Source organism: Streptomyces sp. WM6372 (assembly GCF_001279655.1).
Classification (GTDB): Bacteria; Actinomycetota; Actinomycetes; order Streptomycetales; family Streptomycetaceae; genus Streptomyces.
This window is the reverse complement of sequence record NZ_LGDB01000014.1, coordinates 21714-43589: the sequence shown is the minus strand read 5'-3', so window position 1 is coordinate 43589 and position 21876 is coordinate 21714. Positions and strand designations below refer to the sequence as shown.

General features: G+C 71.3%; 18 protein-coding genes, 1 tRNA gene and 1 riboswitch. Of the genes, 12 read left to right on the top strand and 7 right to left on the bottom strand.

Annotated features, from left to right (window positions below):
• Window positions 1-6: 6 nt before the first annotated feature.
• Entirely contained in the window at window positions 7-1212 is a 1206-nt protein-coding gene (locus ADK52_RS02785) for a globin domain-containing protein (protein WP_234343278.1), read from the bottom strand.
• A 121-nt stretch (window positions 1213-1333) separates the two neighbouring features.
• On the opposite strand from ADK52_RS02785, the gene ADK52_RS02780 reads away from it, so the two are divergent.
• The 9 genes from ADK52_RS02780 to ADK52_RS02740 all read left to right on the top strand — a co-directional run bounded on the left by ADK52_RS02780 (window position 1334) and on the right by ADK52_RS02740 (window position 12133).
• Complete coding sequence (locus ADK52_RS02780; protein WP_053688166.1) at window positions 1334-2617, top strand: cytochrome P450; 1284 nt, start codon at window positions 1334-1336, stop codon at window positions 2615-2617.
• A gap of 102 nt (window positions 2618-2719) precedes the next feature.
• Window positions 2720-3766 carry a LysM peptidoglycan-binding domain-containing protein gene (locus tag ADK52_RS02775; protein WP_053688165.1) on the top strand — a complete coding sequence of 349 codons (1047 nt, stop codon included), beginning with the start codon at window positions 2720-2722 and terminating at the stop codon, window positions 3764-3766.
• Between the two features lie 282 nt (window positions 3767-4048).
• Window positions 4049-4219, top strand: a riboswitch (cyclic di-AMP (ydaO/yuaA leader).
• A gap of 2 nt (window positions 4220-4221) precedes the next feature.
• Complete coding sequence (locus tag ADK52_RS02770; RefSeq protein ID WP_053688164.1) at window positions 4222-4917, top strand: transglycosylase family protein; 696 nt, start codon at window positions 4222-4224, stop codon at window positions 4915-4917.
• A gap of 351 nt (window positions 4918-5268) precedes the next feature.
• On the top strand, window positions 5269-6555 hold the full coding sequence (gene eno / locus ADK52_RS02765; RefSeq protein WP_053688163.1) for a phosphopyruvate hydratase: 1287 nt from the start codon (window positions 5269-5271) through the stop codon (window positions 6553-6555).
• A 127-nt stretch (window positions 6556-6682) separates the two neighbouring features.
• A complete protein-coding gene (locus ADK52_RS02760; protein WP_030156499.1) occupies window positions 6683-7171 on the top strand; it encodes an FtsB family cell division protein in 489 nt (162 codons plus the stop codon).
• A gap of 71 nt (window positions 7172-7242) precedes the next feature.
• Entirely contained in the window at window positions 7243-7791 is a 549-nt protein-coding gene (locus tag ADK52_RS02755) for a DUF501 domain-containing protein (RefSeq protein WP_053688162.1), read from the top strand.
• Window positions 7788-8729, top strand: coding sequence for a Ppx/GppA phosphatase family protein (locus ADK52_RS02750; protein WP_053688161.1), 942 nt, complete (start codon window positions 7788-7790; stop codon window positions 8727-8729). Before ADK52_RS02755 ends, ADK52_RS02750 begins: the two co-directional genes overlap by 4 nt.
• 448 nt (window positions 8730-9177) lie before the next feature.
• Window positions 9178-10563 (top strand): NAD(P)/FAD-dependent oxidoreductase, encoded by a 1386-nt coding sequence (locus ADK52_RS02745; protein WP_053688160.1) that lies wholly within the window; start codon window positions 9178-9180, stop codon window positions 10561-10563.
• Window positions 10564-10735: 172 nt separating this feature from the next.
• On the top strand, window positions 10736-12133 hold the full coding sequence (locus tag ADK52_RS02740) for an SAM-dependent methyltransferase (RefSeq protein ID WP_053688159.1): 1398 nt from the start codon (window positions 10736-10738) through the stop codon (window positions 12131-12133).
• Window positions 12134-12280: 147 nt separating this feature from the next.
• Here the strand turns inward: ADK52_RS02740 and ADK52_RS02735 are convergent, their stop codons facing one another.
• A complete protein-coding gene (locus tag ADK52_RS02735) occupies window positions 12281-14833 on the bottom strand; it encodes an ABC transporter permease (protein ID WP_053688158.1) in 2553 nt (850 codons plus the stop codon).
• 53 nt (window positions 14834-14886) lie between these two features.
• Window positions 14887-15651 carry an ABC transporter ATP-binding protein gene (locus tag ADK52_RS02730; RefSeq protein WP_107089959.1) on the bottom strand — a complete coding sequence of 255 codons (765 nt, stop codon included), beginning with the start codon at window positions 15649-15651 and terminating at the stop codon, window positions 14887-14889.
• A 452-nt stretch (window positions 15652-16103) separates the two neighbouring features.
• On the opposite strand from ADK52_RS02730, the gene ADK52_RS02725 reads away from it, so the two are divergent.
• Together ADK52_RS02725 and ADK52_RS02720 are read left to right on the top strand one after the other, a co-directional pair.
• A tRNA-Leu gene (locus ADK52_RS02725) sits at window positions 16104-16183 on the top strand.
• A 272-nt stretch (window positions 16184-16455) separates the two neighbouring features.
• Window positions 16456-17304, top strand: a complete 849-nt coding sequence (locus ADK52_RS02720; protein ID WP_053688156.1) for a Bax inhibitor-1/YccA family membrane protein — start codon at window positions 16456-16458, stop codon at window positions 17302-17304.
• A gap of 164 nt (window positions 17305-17468) precedes the next feature.
• Here ADK52_RS02720 and ADK52_RS02715 read toward each other — a convergent pair whose 3' ends face one another.
• Window positions 17469-17699, bottom strand: a complete 231-nt coding sequence (locus tag ADK52_RS02715; protein ID WP_048479109.1) for a DUF4287 domain-containing protein — start codon at window positions 17697-17699, stop codon at window positions 17469-17471.
• Window positions 17700-17805: 106 nt separating this feature from the next.
• Here ADK52_RS02715 and ADK52_RS02710 point away from each other — a divergent pair, with 106 nt between their 5' ends.
• The gene (locus ADK52_RS02710) at window positions 17806-18180 is read left to right on the top strand and encodes a hypothetical protein (protein WP_053688155.1); all 375 of its coding nucleotides are present in this window, start codon (window positions 17806-17808) and stop codon (window positions 18178-18180) included.
• A gap of 6 nt (window positions 18181-18186) precedes the next feature.
• Here the strand turns inward: ADK52_RS02710 and ADK52_RS02705 are convergent, their stop codons facing one another.
• From ADK52_RS02705 to ADK52_RS02695, 3 genes are all read right to left on the bottom strand, one after another.
• Window positions 18187-18996 carry a hypothetical protein gene (locus ADK52_RS02705; RefSeq protein ID WP_182508856.1) on the bottom strand — a complete coding sequence of 270 codons (810 nt, stop codon included), beginning with the start codon at window positions 18994-18996 and terminating at the stop codon, window positions 18187-18189.
• 284 nt (window positions 18997-19280) lie between these two features.
• Complete coding sequence (locus ADK52_RS02700) at window positions 19281-20501, bottom strand: acetyl-CoA C-acetyltransferase (protein ID WP_053688153.1); 1221 nt, start codon at window positions 20499-20501, stop codon at window positions 19281-19283.
• Window positions 20502-20774: 273 nt separating this feature from the next.
• Window positions 20775-21875, bottom strand: a complete 1101-nt coding sequence (locus ADK52_RS02695; protein WP_053688152.1) for an SGNH/GDSL hydrolase family protein — start codon at window positions 21873-21875, stop codon at window positions 20775-20777.
• Between the last annotated feature and the right edge of the window lies 1 nt (window position 21876).

Genomic DNA, 21876 nt, shown 5'->3' with positions numbered 1-21876 from the left:
CGGGGCTTACCGGGGGGCGCGGCCCGACGGGTTGTGCCAGTGCGGCTCGGGGCGGCCGAGGAACCACTCGCCGAAGCCCAGGGGCCGGCCGTTCGGGCCGTGGCCGGTGCCGGCGGCGGGCACGGAGTCGTGGAAGATCCGGCCCGGCAGGGCGCCCAGCTCCTTCAGTACGTGCACGGTCTGCTCGACGAACGGCGTCGGCCCGCTGAGGTAGACGTCCTGCTCGGGCCACATGGCCCGGTGCCCGAGCGCGGTCGCGAGCCGCCCGGTGGCCTGGTTGCGGTGCTGCCCGGGGGCGGGCGTGATGTAGGTGACGCCGAGCCAGCCGAAGGCGGCGGCGTACTCGTCGATCAGCGGGCGGTCGTACAGGTACGCGGCGTCCCGGGCGACGACGAAGAGCCGTACGTCCCGGTCGGGGGGCTGCCCGGCGAGCTCCTCCACCATGGCCCGGATCGGCGCCCAGCCGGTGCCCGCCGCGATGAGGCTGACCGGGCGGTCGGCGCGGCGCAGCGTCAGCTGCCCGCCGGCGGCGCCGATCCGCAGCATCTCGCCGGGCCGGGCCTCGCGGACCAGGGCGGTGCTGAGCCGGCCGCCCTCGACGCGGCTGACGTGCAGGTCGAGCGTGCCGTCGGGGCGCGGGGCGTTCCCGATGGAGTACGTGCGCCAGGTCCTGGGGACCCGTTCGCTGCTCACGCTCGCGTACTGGCCGGGGAGGTGGGGGAAAGGGGCGTGCGGGCGCAGGGTCAGTACCCCTATGTCCTGCCCGTACTGGAGGTGGCGCACGATCTCGGCCTCCCACCACGGCGGGTCCTCGCTCGCGGCGGCTCCGGCCATCATGGCGTCGGCGATCACCTGGTACGCCTCGGACCAGGCCTTCTCCACGGTCGGGTTCCAGGACTCGCCGCAGGTCCGGGCGAGGGCGGCGAGCAGGCTGGTGCCGAGGGCCGCGTAGTGCTCGGGGCCGGCGAGGAACTTGCGGTGGTCGCGGCCGAGGTCGTGGAGATAGGGGAGCAGGCTCTCGTCGCCGAGGTGGGCGACCACGTGGGTCAGCGCGGCGAAGAGCCGGTCGCGCTGGCGTTCCATGTCCTCGGCGGAGGCCGGGAAGAGCTCACGGATCCCGGGGTTGTGCCAGAAGAGGTGGGAGTAGAAGTACTTGACCGCGTGCTCGGCCCTTCTCTCCACCACCGCGAAGCTGCTCTTCAAGATCCTCACATCCACAAAACCGAAAGTAGGAACGCCGGGGAACGTGAGGTCAAGCGATGGCGGATCTACGGACAGCCGCGGCGAACCACCCATATGGGATGGCGGCGGGCGCGCGGGATACGGTCAGCGGGTGCATGAGCCGACCCCCGCAGCCTCCGAAGTCCCCGAAGACAGCGCTCCTCCCCAGGGCCCGACCCTGTTCGACTGGGAGTTCGCGACCGATCCGTACCCGGCGTACGCCTGGCTGCGCGAGCACTCCCCGGTACACCGCACCAAGCTCCCGAGCGGGGTCGAGGCCTGGCTGGTCACCCGGTACGCCGACGCCCGCCAGGCCCTCGCCGACCAGCGGCTCAGCAAGAACCCGGCGCACCACGCGGAGCCGGCGCACGCCAAGGGCAAGACCGGGATCCCGGGGGAGCGCAAGGCGGAGCTGATGACGCACCTGCTCAACATCGATCCGCCGGACCACACCCGGCTGCGGCGGCTGGTGTCGAAGGCGTTCACCCCGCGCAGGGTGGCCGAGTTCACCCCGCGGGTGCAGGAGCTGACCGACCACCTCATCGAGCAGTTCGCGAGCAGGGGGGAAGCGGACCTCATCCACGAGTTCGCGTTCCCGCTCCCCATCTACGCCATCTGCGAGATGCTCGGCGTACCGCGCGAGGACCAGGACGACTTCCGGGACTGGGCCGGGATGATGATCCGGCACGGCGGCGGCCCGCGCGGCGGGGTCGCCCGTTCCGTGAAGCAGATGCGGACCTATCTCGGTGAACTCATCCACCGCAAACGGGATGATCTGGGCAATGACCTGATTTCGGACCTGATCCGCGCGAGTGACCACGGAGACCACCTGACCGAGGCCGAGGCCACGGCGATGGCCTTTATCTTGCTGTTCGCCGGATTTGAGACGACTGTCAACCTCATCGGCAACGGCGTCCACTCCCTCTTCATGAACCCCGGCCAGCGCACCCGCCTCCAGGATTCCCTCGCCGCCGGCGAGACCGCTCTGCTGGAGACCGGCATCGAGGAACTGCTGCGCTACGACGGCCCCGTGGAGCTGGCCACCTGGCGGTTCGCCACCGAGCCGCTGACCCTCGGCGGCCGGGACGTCGCGGCCGGCGATCCGGTGCTCGTCGTCCTCGCCGCGGCCGACCGGGACCCCGAGCGGTTCGCCGATCCGGACACCCTCGACCTCTCCCGCACCGACAACCAGCACCTCGGATACGGGCACGGCATCCACTACTGCCTGGGTGCTCCGCTCGCACGACTTGAGGGACAGACGGCGCTTGCGACTTTGCTGACGCGTCTGCCGGATCTGGAACTCGCAGTTCCGCCCAACGACCTTCGCTGGCGCGGGGGTCTGATCATGCGTGGCCTGCGCACTCTTCCCGTCACGTTCACACCCCGAAACCCCTGAACGCTCCCTGACCGTAAGTCAGCCCCCGGCAAGAGTTGTTACTGACGTGCTAAGAAGGCTAGGTTCTGCCGTTACCCAGCCGTTATGCGAAAGGTGCAGCTCATGCGTTCCGGGAACGGCCGCCACAGACGCCCCCGCCAGGTACCCGCGATAGTCGTCACCGCCGGAGTGACCGGTTCCGCGTTGGCCCTGCCGCTGCTCGCCGCCACCGGCGCGAGCGCAGCAGACACCTCCACGTGGGACAAGGTCGCCGAGTGCGAGAGCGGCGGCTCCTGGAGCGCCAACTCCGGCAGCGGGTCCTACGGCGGACTTTCGTTCACGCAGGAGCAGTGGAACGCTTCTGGCGGCCTCGAATTCGCCGAGCGCCCCGACCTCGCGAGCCGCTCGCAGCAGATCGCCGTCGCCGAGCGCGTGCTGGGCACCCAGGGCGCCCAGGCCTTCGGGCACTGCTCGGAGTCGGCCGGACTGACCCAGCAGGGCCCCGCGGCGGCCGTGGACCCGGGCCTGCCCGGCACGCTCGGCCCGATCGCCCCGAGCCCCTCGCGCCCCGACGACTCGGTCCCGGCCGGCGGCTCCGGCGCGAAGGCGCGGGACTTCGGCGCCCCCACCCCGGCTCCGGCCCCGGTCTTCACGCTTCCGCCGGCGCCGCTCGCGCCCAACAGCGGACTGCCCGTCATGCCCGACCCGGACGCGCCGTCCACCTCGCCGAGCGCCCCGGTGCTCCCGGGCACCCCCGGCGACCCGACGACCCCGGGCACCCCGACCGCGCCCGCCGACCCGACGGCCCCGGGGAGCCCGAGCACGCCCGGGAGCCCGACGGACCCGACGGCTCCGGTCGATCCGGCCGACCCGACCGCTCCCGGCACCCCCTCGGCCCCGGGCACCCCGGGCGCCACCACCGACCCGGCCGGCATCCCGGACCCCTCCGGCACCGGCAAGCACCGCGGTACGCCCGCTCTTGAGCTGCCCGCCGCGTCTGACGCGGCGTCGGATCCCTCGTACACGGTCCGGGCGGGCGACAGCCTGGCCACGATCGCGTCTGCCAAGGGGGTCAAGGGCGGCTGGAACGCGCTCTACCAGGCCAACGAGCAGGTCATCGGCGATGACGCCAATCTGATCAAGCCCGGTCAGAATCTGGATCTAAGTTAGAAATAACGGCACTTCGGACACCCGGAAAAGGCTGAATGTCCGTTATCTGCAAGTGAGACATGTGTCTCTTCCGGTCAACTGGCGTGTCCCGCCTGGAGCCTTCCGCAAACCCCGCCCTCACCTGCGCAAACGCTGGTGGGGGGAGGGCAAGTAGGGGCCGTTTCTCCCCGGTGTTCCTCGTTGAACATCGGGGAGAGACCTGTCTACCTTCTGAGTCGCCCGCCACCGCGGGCTCCTTCGACCGCATCGCCGAATCCTGCCGGCGGACGGAGGGAACAGTCGTCGCGTCAAGCGCCGAAGGCAGGAGCGGGGGAACCAAGGTAGGCGCCGGGAGCGGCCGTTGAGAGACGGCCGGGGAACCGGCTAGGGGTTAAGTCGTGCGCCAGTCGCACGGCCGGGCACTCATCAGCCCGAACCCGACAGCTCACCTCGTAGGCGTCGGTGAGGAGAACTCCATGCTGATTTCCGGCAAGGGCAAGCACCGCCGCGCCTCCAAGGCCGCTCGCATCGTCACGCTCGCCGGTGTCACCGGTGTCGTCGTCGCCGCCCCCCTGATGGCGGCCGGATCGGCCTCCGCCGCCACCGCCGGTGAGTGGGACCGCGTCGCGCAGTGCGAGTCCGGCGGCAACTGGTCCATCAACACGGGCAACGGCTACTACGGCGGCCTGCAGTTCTCGTCCTCCACGTGGGCCGCGTACGGCGGCAAGGCGTACGCCGCGCAGGCCAACCAGGCCTCCAAGTCGCAGCAGATAGCCATCGCCGAGAAGGTCCTCAAGGGCCAGGGCAAGGGCGCGTGGCCGTCCTGCGGCGTCGGCCTCTCCAACTCCTCTTACACCGGTGGTGGTACGACCGACACCCCGAAGAAGACGGAGACGAAGACCGAGACCAAGAAGACCCAGCCGAAGAAGACCGAGCCGAAGAAGGAGACCAAGCGCGAGACCCCCGCGCCGGTCACCCGCTCCGAGCGCGCCGAGGCCCCGGCCGTCAAGACCGGCAACGGCTCGTACGAGGTCAAGTCCGGCGACACCCTGGGCACCATCGCCGAGGCCAACGGCGTCAAGGGCGGCTGGGAGAAGCTCTTCGAGCTCAACAAGGACATCGTCTCGGACGCTGACCTGATCTTCCCGGGCCAGATGCTGAAGCTCAGCTGAATCCTGCAGTAACAACCGCGGCCGCCCGTGCGGCGCCGCGGCGTCCCGACCGCCCGGCGCGTCTTCCCCTCACGCGCCGGGCGGCGGCGTTTCCCGGGATCCGGCCCGGCCCGGACCGGCGCGGACCGGCGCGGACCGACCCGGAAGTGGCTCCGGACCGGCCCCAGCCCGCTCCTCTGTGCCGGCGGTCAAGGCCCCTATGTCCCGTAAGGCGGGTATTCGGGCCCTTTTTCGTCCCAGGAGGCGGGCGGTCGGCAGGCCGAGTGCCCGGATCCGGTTAGGCTCTAGTCGGCGGGGCCATCCCACGGCCCGACATGCCACCGCACACCCAGCGTCACATCCCAGAAGGAGATGCTCGTGCCGTCCATCGACGTCGTCGTAGCCCGGGAAATCCTGGACTCCCGAGGCAACCCCACGGTCGAGGTCGAGGTGGGCCTCGACGATGGCAGCACCGGCCGTGCTGCAGTTCCGTCCGGCGCCTCCACCGGTGCCTTCGAGGCCATTGAGCTCCGCGACGGTGACCCCAACCGCTACATGGGCAAGGGTGTCGAGAAGGCCGTCCTCGCGGTCATCGAGCAGATCGGCCCGGAGCTCGTCGGCTACGACGCCACCGAGCAGCGCCTGATCGACCAGGCCATGTTCGACCTGGACGCCACCGACAACAAGGGCTCGCTCGGCGCCAACGCCATCCTCGGCGTGTCCCTCGCCGTCGCGCACGCCGCGTCCGAGGCCTCGGACCTCCCGCTCTTCCGCTACCTCGGCGGCCCGAACGCGCACCTGCTGCCCGTTCCGATGATGAACATCCTCAACGGTGGGTCGCACGCCGACTCCAACGTGGACATCCAGGAGTTCATGATCGCCCCGATCGGCGCGGAGTCCTTCTCCGAGGCGCTGCGCTGGGGCGCCGAGGTCTACCACACCCTCAAGAAGGTCCTGCACACCAAGGGCCTCTCCACGGGCCTGGGCGACGAGGGCGGCTTCGCCCCGAACCTGGAGTCCAACCGCGCCGCGCTCGACCTCATCGTCGAGGCCATCAAGCAGGCCGGCTACACCCCGGGCAAGGACATCGCGCTCGCGCTCGACGTCGCCGCGTCCGAGTTCTACAAGGACGGCAAGTACGAGTTCGAGGGCCAGTCCCGCTCGGCCGCCGAGATGACCGAGTACTACGAGGAGCTCGTCTCCGCGTACCCGCTCGTCTCCATCGAGGACCCGCTGTACGAGGACGACTGGGCCGGCTGGAAGGTCATCACCGACAAGCTGGGCTCCAAGGTCCAGATCGTCGGCGACGACCTCTTCGTCACCAACCCGGAGCGCCTGGCCCGCGGCATCGAGGAGGGCTCCGCGAACGCCCTGCTCGTGAAGGTGAACCAGATCGGTTCGCTGACCGAGACCCTCGACGCCGTCGAGATGGCCCAGCGCAACGGCTTCAAGTGCATGATGTCGCACCGCTCCGGCGAGACCGAGGACGTCACCATCGCCGACCTCGCCGTCGCCGTGAACTGCGGTCAGATCAAGACCGGCGCCCCGGCCCGCTCGGACCGCGTCGCCAAGTACAACCAGCTGCTGCGCATCGAGGAGATCCTCGACGACGCCGCCGTGTACGCCGGCCGCAGCGCCTTCCCGCGCTTCAAGGGCTAATCACGGCAGCCCCTCCGGGGCTGGCCTCCGTACGTCCCCGCACTCGGTCCCGTACCGTGTGCGGGGACGTATTGCGTAGCGCGTACCACGCACCTGGAGACAGAGGGACATAGGGGAGGCGGGATCAATGGCCGGGAACCGGGATCGGTTCTCCACCTTCTCCACCGCGACCAGGCTCAAGCAGCTCGGCGAGCGGACCGCCGCCCACGTCTACCGCTCGCAGACGCGCCGTCAGGTCCGCCGCAGCCGGCTCACCGGCCGTGCCGCGCTCCTGGTGCTCGTCCTCTGTACGCTGGTCGTCGCCCTCGCGTATCCGATGCGCCAGTACGTCTCCCAGCGCTCGGAGATCGCGGAGCAGCGGCGGGCCGCCGAGGCCGCGGGCCGGCGCCTCGAACGCCTCCGCGACGAGAAGGCCCGCTGGCAGGACAACGCGTACGCGGAGCAGCAGGCGCGCAAGCACCTGCACTTCGTCCGCCCGGGCGAGATCAGCTACATCATGACCGACCCCGGGGCCGGGGCCGCCGAGCGGCACCGCACCGGAACGGCCGGGTCCGACCGGCCCTGGTACTCGAACGTCTGGGACGGGGTCGACAAGGCCGACCGCCCCGGCGAGTGACCGTACCGCCCGCACCGCCCGCCGTACCGCGGCACCACCCATCCACGAGAACGAAGAGACTTCCTCCAGGCATGCAGACGCCCCCGCCCCAGACCGACCGGACCGAGCCGACCGACGCGGACATCGACGCGTTCCAGCAGCAGCTCGGCCGCCCGCCGCGCGGGCTGCGCGCCATCGCCCACCGCTGCCCCTGCGGCCAGCCGGACGTGGTGGAGACCGCCCCGCGCCTCCCCGACGGCACCCCCTTCCCGACGCTGTACTACCTCACCTGCCCGCGCGCGGCCTCCGCGATCGGCACGCTGGAGGCCAACGGCGTGATGAAGGAGATGCAGGCCCGGCTCGCCGAGGACCCCGAGCTCGCCGCCGCCTACCAGGCCGCGCACGAGGACTACATCCGGCGCCGCGACGCCATCGAGGTGCTCCAGGGCTTCCCGAGCGCCGGCGGGATGCCGGACCGCGTGAAGTGCCTGCACGTGCTGGTCGGCCACTCGCTGGCCGCCGGCCCCGGGGTGAACCCGTTCGGCGACGAGGCGCTGGCGATGCTGCCCGAGTGGTGGGCCAAGGGCGCGTGCGTGACGCCGTGCGCGGAGAAGGCGGAGAAGAAGGAGTCGGACGGGTGACGCGGGTCGCCGCAATCGACTGCGGTACGAACTCCATCCGCCTGCTCGTCGCGGACTGCGACCCCGCCACCGGCGAGCTGGTCGAGCTGGACCGGCGGATGACGATCGTCCGCCTGGGCCAGGGCGTGGACAAGACGGGCCGGCTGGCCCCGGAGGCGCTGGAGCGCACCTTCGCGGCCTGCCGCGAGTACGCGGCGGTCATCAAGGAGCTCGGCGCGGAGCGCCTGCGCTTCGTGGCGACCTCGGCCTCCCGCGACGCCGAGAACCGCGAGGACTTCGTCCAGGGCGTCCTCGGCATCCTGGGCGTCGAGCCCGAGGTGATCTCCGGCGACCAGGAGGCGGAGTTCTCCTTCATCGGCGCCACGAAGGAACTGGTCGGCCACGAGCACCTGGAACGGCCGTTCCTGGTGGTGGACATCGGCGGCGGCTCGACCGAGTTCGTGGTCGGCGAGGAGCACGTACGGGCGGCCCGCTCGGTCGACGTGGGCTGCGTCCGGATGACGGAGCGCCACCTGGTGGTGGACGGGGCGGTCACCGACCCGCCGACCGCGGAGCAGATCGCGGCCATACGGGCCGACATCGAGGCGGCGCTGGACCTGGTCGAGCGGACGGTCCCGCTGACCGAGGCGCGCACGCTGGTGGGCCTGGCCGGATCGGTGACCACGGTCGCCGGGATCGCCCTCGGGCTGCCGGAGTACCTCTCCTCCGCGATCCACCACGCCCGGATCCCGTACGAGCAGGTCCGCGAGATCACCGATCGCATGCTGACCTCGGTGCACGCCGAGCGCGCGGCGATCCCGGTCCTCCACCCGGGCCGCGTGGACGTGATCGGCGCGGGCACCCTGGTCCTGCTCGCCGTCATGGAGCGCACCGGAGCCGCCGAGGTCGTGGTCTCGGAGCACGACATCCTCGACGGGATCGCCTGGTCCATCGCCTGAGGGAGCGAGCCTGTGAGAGGTCCCCGGAGGGCTCTCGGGGGGCCTCGGGGCCCCCTCGGGGGACCTTCGGAGGGCTTTACGGGGGGCTTAGGTCCCCTCGCCCACAGAAAGTTCGTGAAGTTCTTCACAAGGAAAAGAGGCCTGATGGGCCGCGGGAAGGGTCCTTCGGGGCGCTCCGCGGGCCATCGGGCCTCTTTCATCCGAGCGTTCGTGCGAAATGAGGGTGCGGTCCGGCCCCGTCGGTAGGTATCCACCAACCCGGTGGTCTACTCCGCTTACGGGCCTGGAGGCCAGTTCAGGACGGGTGAACAACGAATCCTGTTACACCCTGGTTCCCGTTTCGCGCCATGACCTCCGTCACGTGGGCCGCGCAGTGTAGCAGAGGCCTTCCGTCACCTTGTGAAGGGGCTCACGAGCGTCACCCCTTGGGGTGCTGGATACTCGTTCCATGAGCACCACGGAGCGTCCCAGGATCCTCGTTGTAGGAGGTGGGTACGTAGGCCTGTACGCGGCCAAGCGGATCATGAAGAAGATGCGCTATGGCGAGGCGACCGTCACGGTCGTCGACCCGCGGTCGTACATGACCTACCAGCCCTTCCTCCCCGAAGTGGCCGCAGGCAGCATCTCGCCTCGGCACGTCGTCGTCCCGCTGCGACGCGTGCTGCCCAAGGCAGAGGTTCTCACCGGCCGGGTCACCAGCATCGACCAGGACCGCAAGGTCGCCGTCGTCACGCCGCTGGTCGGCGAGGCGTACGAGCTGCCTTTCGACTACCTGGTGATCGCGCTCGGCGCCGTCTCCCGCACCTTCCCGATCCCCGGCCTCGCCGAACAGGGCATCGGCATGAAGGGCGTCGAAGAGGGCATCGGCCTGCGCAACCACGTCCTCGAGCAGCTCGACAAGGCCGAGTCCACGACGGACGAGAACGTCCGCCGCAAGGCCCTCACCTTCGTCTTCGTCGGCGGCGGCTTCGCCGGTGCCGAGACGATCGGCGAGGTCGAGGACATGGCCCGCGACGCCGCGAAGTACTACACCACGATCAAGCGCGAGGACATGCGCTTCATCCTGGTGGACGCGGCCGACAAGATCCTCCCCGAGGTCGGGCCCAAGCTCGGCACCTGGGGCAAGGAGCACCTCGAGTCCCGCGGCATCGAGATCTACCTCAACACCTCCATGGACTCCTGCGTGGACGGCCACGTGGTGCTGAAGAACGGCCTCGAGGTCGACTCCGACACCCTCGTGTGGACCGCCGGCGTCAAGCCCAACCCGGTGCTGGCCCGCTACGGCCTGCCGCTGGGCCCGCGCGGCCACGTCGACACCGCCCCGACCCTCCAGGTCCAGGGCACCGACTACATCTGGGCCGCGGGCGACAACGCCCAGGTCCCGGACATCGCCGCCCGCAAGGCCGGCGTCGAGAACGCCTGGTGCCCGCCGAACGCCCAGCACGCGCTGCGCCAGGCCAAGGTCCTCGGCGACAACGTCATCTCGGGCATGCGCGGCTTCCCGCAGGCCGAGTACTCGCACTCCAACAAGGGTGCGGTGGCGGGCCTCGGCCTCCACAAGGGCGTCGCGATGATCGTCATGGGCAAGACGAAGATCAAGCTCAAGGGCCGGCTCGCCTGGTACATGCACCGTGGCTACCACGGCATGGCCATGCCGACCTGGAACCGCAAGATCCGCGTCTTCGCCGACTGGACCCTCGCCATGTTCCTCAAGCGCGAGGTCGTCTCCCTCGGTGCGCTGGAGACCCCGCGCGAGGAGTTCTACGAGGCCGCCAAGCCGGCTCCGGCTCCGGCCGCCGCCGCTTCCCCGGCCGCGAAGGCCAAGGCCTCCTGACCCGGGCCTGACCGGCAACTCCTCCAGCACGTCCCCGAAGGGGCCGTCCGCCATCCGTGGTGCGGGCGGCCCCTTCGGCGTGCCCCCGTAGGCCTGTTCGGGGTGTCGTCCGATTGACGGCCGCCCGAAGTGGGTAGGCCGTTCGGTCGGATCATTACCGGAGGTGCCTACGATGACCGAAGCCGCGCCGCGGCTGGCCGCTCTTGCCGAGACCCTGCTGGGCGCCCCCCTGCCCGTCCGGATTCGCGCCTGGGACGGCAGCGAGGCCGGGCCGCCCGCCGGACCCACCCTGGTGCTGGCCAACCGGCGCGCCCTGCGCCGCGTGCTGTGGCGGCCGGGCGAACTGGGCCTGGCCCGGGCCTGGGTCGCCGGGGACCTGACCGTGGAGGGCGACCTCTTCGAACTGCTGGACCGGGTGGCCGGGCTGCTCTGGGAGCGCGGGCCCGCCGCCGCCCCCGTCCCCGAGACCCCGCCGGCGCTCCGCCGCTCCGGCCTCGGCAAGCTCGCCGCCCTGCGCCCCCAGCTGCCGCAGCTGTCGGAGCGGGCCGCGGGCGCCGCCGGGACCGCCGCGCTGCTGCGCGATCCGGACGCCCGGGCCGCCCTGCGCGACCTCGTCACCCTGGCCCGGCCCTGGCCGGCGCCCGCGCCGCCGCCGGAGGAGGCCCCCCGCCGCGGCGGGGCGACGCACACCAGGAGCCGGGACCGGCAGGCGATCAGCCACCACTACGACGTCGGCAACGAGTTCTACGAGCACGTCCTGGGTCCCTCGATGGTGTACTCCTGCGCCTACTGGAGCCCCGGCTCCACCCTGGAGGAGGCCCAGCGGGACAAACTCGACCTGGTCTGCCGGAAGCTGGGCCTCCAGCCCGGCCGGCGGCTCCTCGACGTCGGCTGCGGCTGGGGCTCCATGGCCCTGCACGCCGCCCGGGAGTACGGGGTCCGCGTCACCGGCATCACCCTCTCGCGCGAGCAGGCCGTGTACGCCCGCAAGCGGGCCGCGGAGGAGGGCCTGGCCGACCGGCTCGACATCCGGATCCAGGACTACCGGGACGTCAAGGACGGCCCGTACGACGCCATTTCGTCCATCGGCATGGCCGAGCACGTCGGCGCGGAGCGCTACCGCGAGTACGCCCGCACCCTGCACGCCCTGCTGGCGCCCGGCGGCCGGCTGCTGAACCACCAGATCGCGCGCCCGCCGGAGCCGGACGAAGAGGCGTACCGGATCGACGAGTTCATCGACGCGTACGTATTCCCCGACGGCGAACTCTCCCCGCTGGGAACGACGGTGGGCGAGCTGGAGCGGGCCGGGTTCGAGGTCCGCGACGTGGAGGCGCTGCGCGAGCACTACGCGCTGACCCTGCGGGCCTGGGTGGCGCGGCTGGAAGAGCGCTGGGAGGAGGCCGTACGGCTCACCTCGCCGGGGCGGGCCCGGGTCTGGCGGCTGTACATGGCGGCCTCGGCGCTGGGCTTCGAGCACGGCCGGCTCGGCGTCAACCAGGTCCTCGCCGTGAAGCCCGCGGCGGCCGGACGCTCGGAGCTGCCGCTGCGGCTGCGTACCTGGGGGGCGTGACCCGCACGGCAGGCCCCGTACGACGGCAGGCCCCGTACAGCAGGCCCGTCCGGCCTCGTAAGACCTCGTAAGACCTCGCAAGACAGCGGGAAGGGCCCCGGGGCGTGTGCCCCGGGGCCCTTCCGTGTCCCCGCGTACCGCTCGTGCCTACTCGGTCTTGATGGCGGTCAGCATGTTCAGCCGGGCGGCGCTGCGGGCGGGCCACATGGCCGCCAGGACGCCGACCACGGCGGCCAGCAGGAGGAAGATGCCGATCCGGTCCCAGGGGAGGACCAGGGCGTAGTTCGGGACGCTCTTGGCGATGGTGGTGCCCACCGCCCAGGCGAGGAAGACGCCGATGGCGACACCGAGGACCGCGCCGAAGAGCGAGATCACCACGGCCTCCAGGCGGATCATGTTCTTGACCCGGCTGCGGTCGAGGCCGATCGCCCGCAGCATGCCGATCTCCTGGGTGCGCTCGAAGACGGACATCGCAAGGGTGTTGACCACGCCCAGCACCGAGATGATCAGCGCCATGCCGAGCAGCCCGTACATGATGTTCAGCATCGTGTTGATGATGCCGCCCATCTCGTTGCGCATGTCCTCCTGGGTGGCGACCTTGATCGCCGGGTTCTTGCCGAGGGCGTCGATGACCGTCTGCTGCGCGGCCTTCGAGGCGCCGTCGGTGGTGTTGACGTACACCTCGCGGATGTACTGCTCCTCGCTGTGCGGGGCGAGGATCTTGTTGTCGAGCACGTACGGGGAAAGCAGGCCCTCCAGGTCCTTGTAGACCGCGCCGACCTTGAGCGTGCCCTTCTCGCCGTCGTCGTACTGGACCTGGAGCGCGGAGCCGACGGAGAGGTTCTGCTTCTTCGCGGTGGTCTCGGCGACGGCCACCTCGCCCTTGGCGAGGCTGTCCATCGAGCCGCTGATGGTGTCGATGTTCAGCATCTGGCCGATGGCGGACGGGGTGACGCCGGAGGCGGAGCGGAACTCGCCGCCGATCCTCAGGTAGCCGTCGGCCTGCGGGGAGACCGCCTTGATGCCGGGGGCCTTGGCCAGGGTCTCGGCGACCGACTTGTCCAGGCTCATGCCCTCGGCGGCCATGGAGACCTTGTAATCGGCCTTCAGTTTGTCCGTGCTCATCTTGTCGACGGCCGTGCCCATGGTGATGCCGAGCACCGACAGCGTGGTCACCAGGGTCAGGCCGATCGACAGGGAGGCGGCGGTGACGGCGGTGCGGCGCGGGTTGCGCACGGCGTTCTGCGCGGCGAGCTTGCCGGGGATGCCGAAGACCTTCTGCAGCGCGGGTCGCAGCGCCCCGATGACCGGCTTGGAGAGCAGCGGGAGCACCACGATCAGACCGATGAGCATGAAGAACGCGCCGGCGCCGAGGGTCAGGCGGCCGTTCTCACCGCCCATGGAGACGCCGAGCAGGACCAGGCCGATGCCGCCGAGGCTGATGACCGAGCCGAGGACGTTCCGTACGACCAGGGACTTGGCGGTGGCCGGCAGGTGGGCGCTGCCCATGGCGGCGACCGGGGCGATCCGGCCGGTGCGCCAGGCGGGCAGCAGGGCGGCGAGGGTGGTGACGAGGACACCGATGACCACGGCCGCGATGACGGTGCCCGGGGCGATCACGAGGTCGCCGGCCGGGAGTTTGGCGCCGAAGGCCTCGATCGCGGAGCGCATGGCGACCGCCAGGCCGGTGCCGGCGACCAGGCCGAGGACGGCGGAGACGACGCCCACGACCAGTGCCTCGGTGAGGACCGAGCGGATGACCTGGCCGCGGTTGGCGCCGACGGCGCGCAGCAGGGCCAGCTCCTTGGTGCGCTGGGTGACCAGCATGGTGAAGGTGTTGTAGATCAGGAAGATGCCGACGAAGAGCGCGATGCCGGCGAACGCGAGCAGCATCTGGTTCATGTTGGACATGCCCCGCTCGACGTCCTTCGCCTGCTCGGCGGCGAGGGCGGCGCCGGTCTGGGCCTTGGTGTGCTGGGAGTCGAGCAGCGGCTTGATGTCGGTCAGCAGCTGGTCGGCGGAGGTCCCGGCCTTGGCCGCGACCGACAGCTCCTGGTAGAAGCCGGGCTTGAGGTACAGCTCCTGGGCGACGGCGGTGTCGAAGAGGACCAGGCTGCCGCCGGCGCTGACCGCGCCGTCCTCGGTGGTGAAGACGCCGGAGAGGGTGTACTCCTTCACCGGGCCGTTGGTGGCGACGCGGACCTTGTCGCCCACCTTGTACTTGCCGGTGGCGGCGGTCGCCTCGTCGAGGGCGATCTGGTCGGCCTTGGCCGGACCGGTGCCCTCGGCGAAGGCGTAGCGCGGGTCCTTGCCGTCCTTGACGGGGGCGAAGTTGGAGCCCTTGTTGGACCAGCCGGAGCCGATCAGCTCGCCCTTCTCGTCGCCGACGCCGGCGAAACCGGAGACGCGGCCGGAGACGGAGTCGACGCCCTTGACCGCCTTGACCTTGTCGAGGGTCTGCTGGCTGAGGCCGACCTCGCCCTCGCGCTGGCCGTCATCGCCCCGGCCCTGGCCGTAGGAGGTCACGGAGACGGCGACGCCGTCGTAGCTCTTGGCGGACTGGCTGGAGAGGGCCTTGCTGAGGGTGTCGGTGAAGACGAGGGTGCCGGAGACGAAGGCGACGCCGAGGACGACGGCGAGCACCGTCATCATCAGCCTGGCCTTGTGCGCGAGCACGTTGCGCAGCGCGGTACGGAACATGGTGGAGGAGTCCAGGTGGTAAGGGGTCAGCGGGGACGGGGAGGGAACGTCCCTCAGCTGGTGCGGCCCTTGGCGTCGAAGGCCTTCATGCGGTCGAGCACCCCGTCCGCGGTGGGGTTGAGCACCTCGTCGACTATGCGGCCGTCGGCGAGGAAGATGACGCGGTCCGCGTAGGAGGCGGCGACCGGGTCGTGGGTGACCATGACGACGGTCTGGCCGAGCTCGCGGACGGAGTTGCGCAGGAAGCCGAGGACCTCGGCGCCGGAGCGGGAGTCCAGGTTTCCGGTGGGCTCGTCACCGAAGATGATCTCGGGGCGGGAGGCCAGGGCGCGGGCCACGGCCACGCGCTGCTGCTGGCCGCCGGAGAGCTGGGTGGGGCGGTGGCCGAGGCGGCCGGAGAGGCCGACCATCTCGATGACGGTGTCCAGCCACTGCTTGTCGGGCTTGCGGCCCGCGATGTCCATCGGCAGGGTGATGTTCTCCAGCGCCGTCAGCGTCGGCAGCAGGTTGAACGCCTGGAAGATGAAGCCGATCTTGTCCCGGCGCAGCTGGGTCAGCTGCTTGTCCTTGAGGGTGCCGAGCTCGGTCTCGCCGATGCGGACGGAGCCGGCGGAGAAGGTGTCCAGACCGGCGACGCAGTGCATCAGGGTGGACTTGCCGGAGCCCGAGGGGCCCATGATCGCGGTGAACTGGCCCTGGCCGAAGTCCACGGAGACGTTGTCCAGGGCGACCACCTGGGTCTCGCCCTGGCCGTACACCTTGGAGAGGCCGGTGGCCCGGGCGGCCACGGCCTGGGTGGTGTGCGGGGCGTAGTTCATGGTGGTCACGGAAGCGACTCCTCGGGCTGCGGACCGGGGTGCGGTCTGCGGATCGGCGGGACCCTTCCATCCTCGCCGGGCGCACCCCCGCGGGGGATCAGCCGAGGTGCCCGTTCGCTGGCCCACTGGAGTCTGATCACGGGGCCGGGCGCCTCCTCCTCTGGTATGACGGCCGCTGGGTGGTGTCCGGGGGAGGCCTCCGGAGGGTGGGGTGGCCCGGGGTGGCGTGGAGGGTGGCGCGCGGGGTGGCGGGGGCCATCGAAATCCCGTCAATCCCGCATCGAGGGTGATCGCCGCCTGTAACGGGCCCACCGCGTGTTCTGGGCCCTGACGCCCCCTCAAGCGCCAATAAAATCAGACAACATCGGATAGACGGCCCACTGCTGACCAGGGTGATCCGGATAGGCTCGGCGCAGCGTTCAGTGCTTTTTGTACGGGAGCCGCTACGCCCTGCCCGGATGGTGGAATGCAGACACGGCGAGCTTAAACCTCGCTGGCTTAGGCCGTGCCGGTTCAAGTCCGGCTCCGGGCACGACACACGCTCTGTCCACACCGCACACAGACCGGCGGGGGCGCCCACGAGGCGCCCCCGGCGTCCTGTTTTCCCCCGGGGGCTCCCGGCCGCCCGGTGGACGGCGAACCCGACCGTTCCGGTGTGCTGCACCCGGGGGAAATCTCCTGTGCGACCTGCGTAAATGCCGAAGCCGATGCTGGGCAAAGATCCTCCCTGAGCAGTAGGGTCAGATTTTTGCTAACGCATTACTCTTGTTGCAAGGCCGCGCACGGTGGCCATGGAGGAGTGAGATGAGGAGCAGCAACCCGGTCTTCTCGCGACGGGGGTTCAGCCGCGACAGCGGGGGCTACGCGGGCTTTGACGCGCAGCACCAGCAGGCCGGGACCAACCCGTACGCGACGAATCCTTACGCCACGGACACGACCACCGGCATGCCGCCGGCGCCCGCCCGCGCCGACGTGATGACCATGGACGACGTCGTGAGCCGTACGGCCATGACGCTCGGCACGGTCATCCTCACGGCGACGATCGCGTGGATCGCCATGCCCGTCGACCCGGCGAACGTGAACAAGTCGTACGGCATCGCCGTCGGCGCCGCGCTCGTCGCGATGGTCCTCGGGCTCGTCCAGTCGTTCAAGCGCAAGGCCTCGCCGCCGATCATCCTCGCCTACGCGGCCTTCGAGGGCTTCTTCCTCGGCGTCCTCAGCGCGGCCACCAGCACCTACTTCGGTGCCGGCGTGGTCATCCAGGCCGTGCTCGGCACGATGTGCGTCTTCGCCTCCGTGCTGTTCGCGTACAAGATGCGCTGGATCCGCGTCACCCGCCGCTTCTACGGCTTCGTGATGGCCGCCGCCATGGGCTTCATGCTGCTGATGGTCGCGAACCTGCTGTTCTCGGTCTTCGCGGGCGGTGACGGCCTCGGCTTCCGCAGCGGCGGCCTCGGCATCCTGTTCGGCATCGTCGGCGTCGTCCTCGGCGCCTGCTTCCTCGCCCTGGACTTCAAGCAGGTCGAGGACGGCATCACCTACGGCGCCCCGCGCGACGAGGCCTGGCTGGCCGCCTTCGGCCTCACGCTGACCCTGGTGTGGATCTACCTGGAGCTGCTGCGCCTGTTCCAGATCCTCTCCGGCGACGACTAGTCGTACCGGCCGGCCCACCGGCGCGTCGGCAGGGGGAAGGCCCCGCGAGCTCACCGCTCGCGGGGCCTTCCCGCGTCTCGGAGGGGTACGGGGTCGGGGACGAAAGGTCGGGGGATCGGGGGATCGGAAGGTCCGGGGATCGAGGGCTCGGGTCGGGGGAGGGCTCAGCCGAATTTGCGGGCCGCCCTGCGCAGGTCGTACTCGTGGATGATCGCCTTGGCCTGGCCGTACGAGAGTTCGTGCGCGCCGCGCAGCCAGCTGACCTTCTCCTCGAACCGGACGAGGGAGGGGCCGTCGTCCACGGTGCGGAGCCAGTCGGACACTTCACGACCGGTGGTCAGGGGGATTCTGTCGATCATGTTGCGGTGGGTCTGCTCGGAGAACTCTACGGACATGGGCGCCTCCGGAGGTATCGCCGTGCTGTGCTGTTCTCTTCACGCCACCGTGCCGGAGAGTTCGCCCGTTGGCAATGGCGCCGCGGCGGCGCGTAAGGTCGGCCGGGTGCTTGATACTTCGCCTCTGACCGCCGCCGTGGAACGTTTCGCCGACCGGCTGCGGGCCATGCCGCAGAGCCGCCTCCGGCAGGGGGCCGCCGCCGAGGCGCTGGAGCTGGCCCGGGAGCTCTCCGTACGGGCCCAGGCGCTGGAGGCGCCGCGGCAGGGCGCGGGGGCGGCTCCGGCGCGGGAGATGCCCGACGCGGGGGTGTTCGTGGTCGGGGACCAGGTGGCGGTGGCCGGACTGGACCTCGCGCAGGCGCTGCGCGCCGCCGCTGCCGAGGAGCCGTCGGGGCCCCCGGAAACCGCGAAGGCCCCGTCCGGGATGCTGGACGAGGCCGTACGGCTGGTGGAGCGGGCGGAAGCCAGGGCGACGCGGTGATCAGGATCAGAGGGACGCGATGACGCGGTCCGCGAGGATGTAGACGTTGTTGTCCGGGTCCTGCGCGTCGCCGCAGGAGAAGGTCAGCGCGTAGGCGCCCGAGATGCCGGAGCCGCCCAGCAGGACCGGCGCCGTGCCCGAGCGCAGTGCCTCGGCGAGGCGCTCCGCCGTCTCCCGGTGGCCCGGGGTCATGCACAGCGTGGTGCCGTCGGTGAAGACGTACACGTCGAGCGTGCCCAGCGGGCCCGGACGGACGTCCGCGAGGGCCGTACGGGCCTCCGCGAGCTCCTCCAGGCGCGAGACGGTGCGCTCGTGGTCGGCGCCGGGAGGCGGGGTCTGGACCGGTACGAAGTCGGGGTGCGAGGGGTGGCGCCGGCGCGCCGCGGCCAGCTCGGCCGAATCCTCGGGGTAGTCGTCGGCGGCTTCGTCGCCGAGCACCGGTTCCAGACCCACCAGGTCGGCCTGGCGGGGCAGGAAGACGGCCGGGCCATCCTCGCCGAGGCCGGGCAGGCCGCCCAGCAGCGAAGGCGCGTCGGCGGCGTCCCGGGCCTCCTGCGCGGCCCAGAAGGCCCGCGCCTCGGCGAGCTCGCGCTCGCGCTCCTCGGCCAGGGCCTCGGCCACGGCGGCTCGTATCTCGGCGGCGGGGGAATGCACGGCACTGCGGGCGTGCGGGACGGTCGTGCCGCGGGTGTGGGCGGGCGTCGCCAGCTCACCGCGGAGGGCCGTCACCTGCTTGCGCAGGCCGTGTACGGCGTGCAGCGCAGCAGCGCCCACGGTCGCGGCGGCGGCCGTGGTCAGCAGCAGGGCAAGAGACATGGCGCTCACTGACTAACTCCTGATTGATTCGATCCCCCGACTTCCTACATCAGAGTGTCCTGACCTGGGAATGGCGTGCAGTGCATTACGTCACGAATTGGACAGGGCTTTGGTCACACACGGGCCCTGCAAATCTGCCCTGACCTGCGGAAATGCCAAACCCCCAGGACGAAGGTCACATCCTGGGGGAGATTCGGTCACAGGTCGGCCGCGACGGGATTAGATTCGGCGTCAGTACGCCGCAAGGGATCAAGCGGATCCCTTGCGGCATCTGGACGGACCGCCTAGCTAAGGCGCTCGATGACCATGGCCATGCCCTGGCCGCCGCCGACGCACATCGTCTCGAGGCCGAACTGCTTGTCGTGGAACTGGAGGCTGTTGATCAGCGTGCCGGTGATGCGGGCGCCGGTCATCCCGAACGGGTGACCGACGGCGATGCCGCCACCGTTGACGTTCAGCTTCTCCAGCGGGATCTCCAGGTCCCGGTACGACGGGATGACCTGGGCCGCGAAGGCCTCGTTGATCTCGAACAGGTCGATGTCGCCGACGGTCAGGCCGGCGCGCTTCAGGGCCTGCTTCGACGCCTCGACCGGGCCGAGGCCCATGATCTCGGGGGAGAGGCCGGTGACACCGGTGGAGACGATCCGGGCCAGCGGGGTCAGGCCCAGCTCCCGCGCCTTGGTGTCGCTCATGATGACCAGCGCGGCGGCGCCGTCGTTGAGCGGGCAGCAGTTGGCGGCCGTGACCAGGCCGTCGGGGCGGAAGACGGGCTTGAGGCCCTGGACGCCCTCCAGGGTGACGCCGGCGCGCGGGCCGTCGTCCGTGGAGACGACGGTGCCGTCCGGGGTGGTGACCGGAGTGATCTCCCGCTCCCAGAAGCCGTTCTTGATGGCGGCCTCGGCGAGGTTCTGCGAGCGGACGCCGAACTCGTCCATGTCCTGGCGGGTCACGCCCTTGATCCGGGCCAGGTTCTCGGCGGTCTGGCCCATCGCGATGTAGGCGTCGGGGACGAGGCCGTCCTCGCGCGGGTCGTGCCAGGTCGAGCCCTCGCTCTGGGCGACGGCGGCCGTACGGGCCTCCGCGTCGGCGAAGAGCGGGTTGTGGGTGTCGGGCCAGGAGTCGGAGTTGCCCTTGGCGAACCGCGAGACCATCTCGACACCGGCCGAGATGAAGACGTCGCCCTCGCCCGCCTTGATGGCGTGCAGCGCCATGCGGGAGGTCTGGAGCGAGGAGGAGCAGTAGCGGGTGATCGTGGTGCCGGGCAGGAAGTCCATGCCCATCTGCACGGCCACGATGCGGCCGAGGTTGTTGCCCTGCTCGCCGCCCGGGAGGCCGCAGCCCAGCATCAGGTCGTCGATCTGGCGCGGGTCCAGCTCGGGGACCTTGGCGAGGGCGGCCTGGATGATCGTGGCGGTCAGGTCGTCCGGTCGCACGTCCTTGAGGGACCCCTTGAAGGCGCGCCCGATGGGGGAGCGGGCGGTGGAAACGATGACTGCTTCGGGCATCGGGGCTCCAAGGGGGGTGAGTTGCGGCTCGTTGCTGGACCGCAAGCGAAGTTACCGGCCCGTACGGTCGAGGTCACCGACTTGGGCGTGTGATGCCGGTCGCTCCGCGGGTGGAACGCGCCGCCGGGCGGTTCTGTTCCGGGCACGGGCGCCGCGCCCGCGCGCCGCGCCCGCGCCCGCGCGCGGCGCGCCGTGGGCCGAGGTCCGCGGGACCGCGCCCCGGGCCCCCGGCCCCGCCGGGGCCGGGCGGGCGGCGGCCCGCCGGCCCGCGCGTCAGTTGGCCGACGGGGAGTCGGCCCGGGGCGGCAGGGCCGGGCCCGCCGACCGGGGGGCCGTGGGGGCCGCCAGGTCCTCGGCCGGGACCCGCCTGCGGCGGCGGTGCTTCAGCAGGGCCCAAGGGCCGCGGGCCGGGGTGACCTCGGTGCCCGCCTGCCCGGCGGCGGCCGACGCCGCCTTCGCCACCGGCAGCATGTCCTCGTTGCGCGCCACCTCCAGGCGGTCCGACTCCGGCCACAGGGACAGGGCCGCGCACAGCGTGGGCAGCACGGCCATGGCCGCCGTCGCGTAGCCCTCCGCCGAGGGGTGGTACGAGTCCGGGCCGAACATCTCGCGCGGGTTCGCCGCGAACTCCGGGCCCAGCAGGTCCCCCATGGAGACCGTACGGGCGCCCAGGGCGACGACCCCTATCGTCTGGGCGGCGGCCAGCTGGCGCGAGACCCGCCGGGCCAGCCAGCGCAGCGGCTGGTACACCGGCTCGATGGTGCCCAGGTCGGGGCAGGTGCCGACCACCACTTCGGAGCCCGCGAGCCGCAGCCGGCGTACGGCCGAGGTCAGGTGGCGCACCGACTGCGTGGGCGGCATGCGCCGCGTGACGTCGTTCGCGCCGATCATGATCACGCACACGTCCGGCGGCGGCAGCTCCCCGTCCAGGAGCAGCCCCGCCTGGCGGTCGAGGTCGTCGGACATGGCCCCCGAGACGGCCACGTTGCGCAGCACCACCGGCCGCTCGGCCACCGCCGCCAGCCCCGAGGCCAGCAGCGCGGCCGGGGTCTGTCTCGCCCGGCGCACGCCGAGCCCGGCGGCCGTGGAGTCACCCATCATGCCCAGCCGCAGCGGCACCTGGCCCGGCTCTCGCACGGCCCCCGGGCCCGCATGCGGACCGGGGGGAGCCGCCAGCGCGAACTCGCTCCCGTACAGCCCGTCCGCCCGCGGCGGATCGCCGAGCCCGGTGCCGACCGTCCGCTTCGCGAACTGGACCTCCGCCAGCACCAGCCCGACCGCGGCGGCTCCGACCAGCCCGAGCCCGCCTCCGCCGTACGCCGCGCCCGCCGCGATCCGGCGGGCCGTCCTCGCCCTGGACACCCCTCGAGCCACC

Coding starts and splice junctions, on each gene's coding strand:
- ADK52_RS02775 (WP_053688165.1), top strand. CDS start 2,720: ATGCGTTCCGGGAACGGCCGCCACAGACGCCCCCGCCAGGTACCCGCG.
- ADK52_RS02770 (WP_053688164.1), top strand. CDS start 4,222: ATGCTGATTTCCGGCAAGGGCAAGCACCGCCGCGCCTCCAAGGCCGCT.
- eno (WP_053688163.1), top strand. CDS start 5,269: ATGCTCGTGCCGTCCATCGACGTCGTCGTAGCCCGGGAAATCCTGGAC.
- ADK52_RS02760 (WP_030156499.1), top strand. CDS start 6,683: ATGGCCGGGAACCGGGATCGGTTCTCCACCTTCTCCACCGCGACCAGG.
- ADK52_RS02755 (WP_053688162.1), top strand. CDS start 7,243: ATGCAGACGCCCCCGCCCCAGACCGACCGGACCGAGCCGACCGACGCG.
- ADK52_RS02745 (WP_053688160.1), top strand. CDS start 9,178: ATGAGCACCACGGAGCGTCCCAGGATCCTCGTTGTAGGAGGTGGGTAC.
- ADK52_RS02740 (WP_053688159.1), top strand. CDS start 10,736: ATGACCGAAGCCGCGCCGCGGCTGGCCGCTCTTGCCGAGACCCTGCTG.
- ADK52_RS02735 (WP_053688158.1), bottom strand. CDS start 14,833: ATGTTCCGTACCGCGCTGCGCAACGTGCTCGCGCACAAGGCCAGGCTG.
- ADK52_RS02730 (WP_107089959.1), bottom strand. CDS start 15,651: ATGAACTACGCCCCGCACACCACCCAGGCCGTGGCCGCCCGGGCCACC.
- ADK52_RS02720 (WP_053688156.1), top strand. CDS start 16,456: ATGAGGAGCAGCAACCCGGTCTTCTCGCGACGGGGGTTCAGCCGCGAC.
- ADK52_RS02715 (WP_048479109.1), bottom strand. CDS start 17,699: ATGTCCGTAGAGTTCTCCGAGCAGACCCACCGCAACATGATCGACAGA.
- ADK52_RS02705 (WP_182508856.1), bottom strand. CDS start 18,996: ATGTCTCTTGCCCTGCTGCTGACCACGGCCGCCGCCGCGACCGTGGGC.
- ADK52_RS02700 (WP_053688153.1), bottom strand. CDS start 20,501: ATGCCCGAAGCAGTCATCGTTTCCACCGCCCGCTCCCCCATCGGGCGC.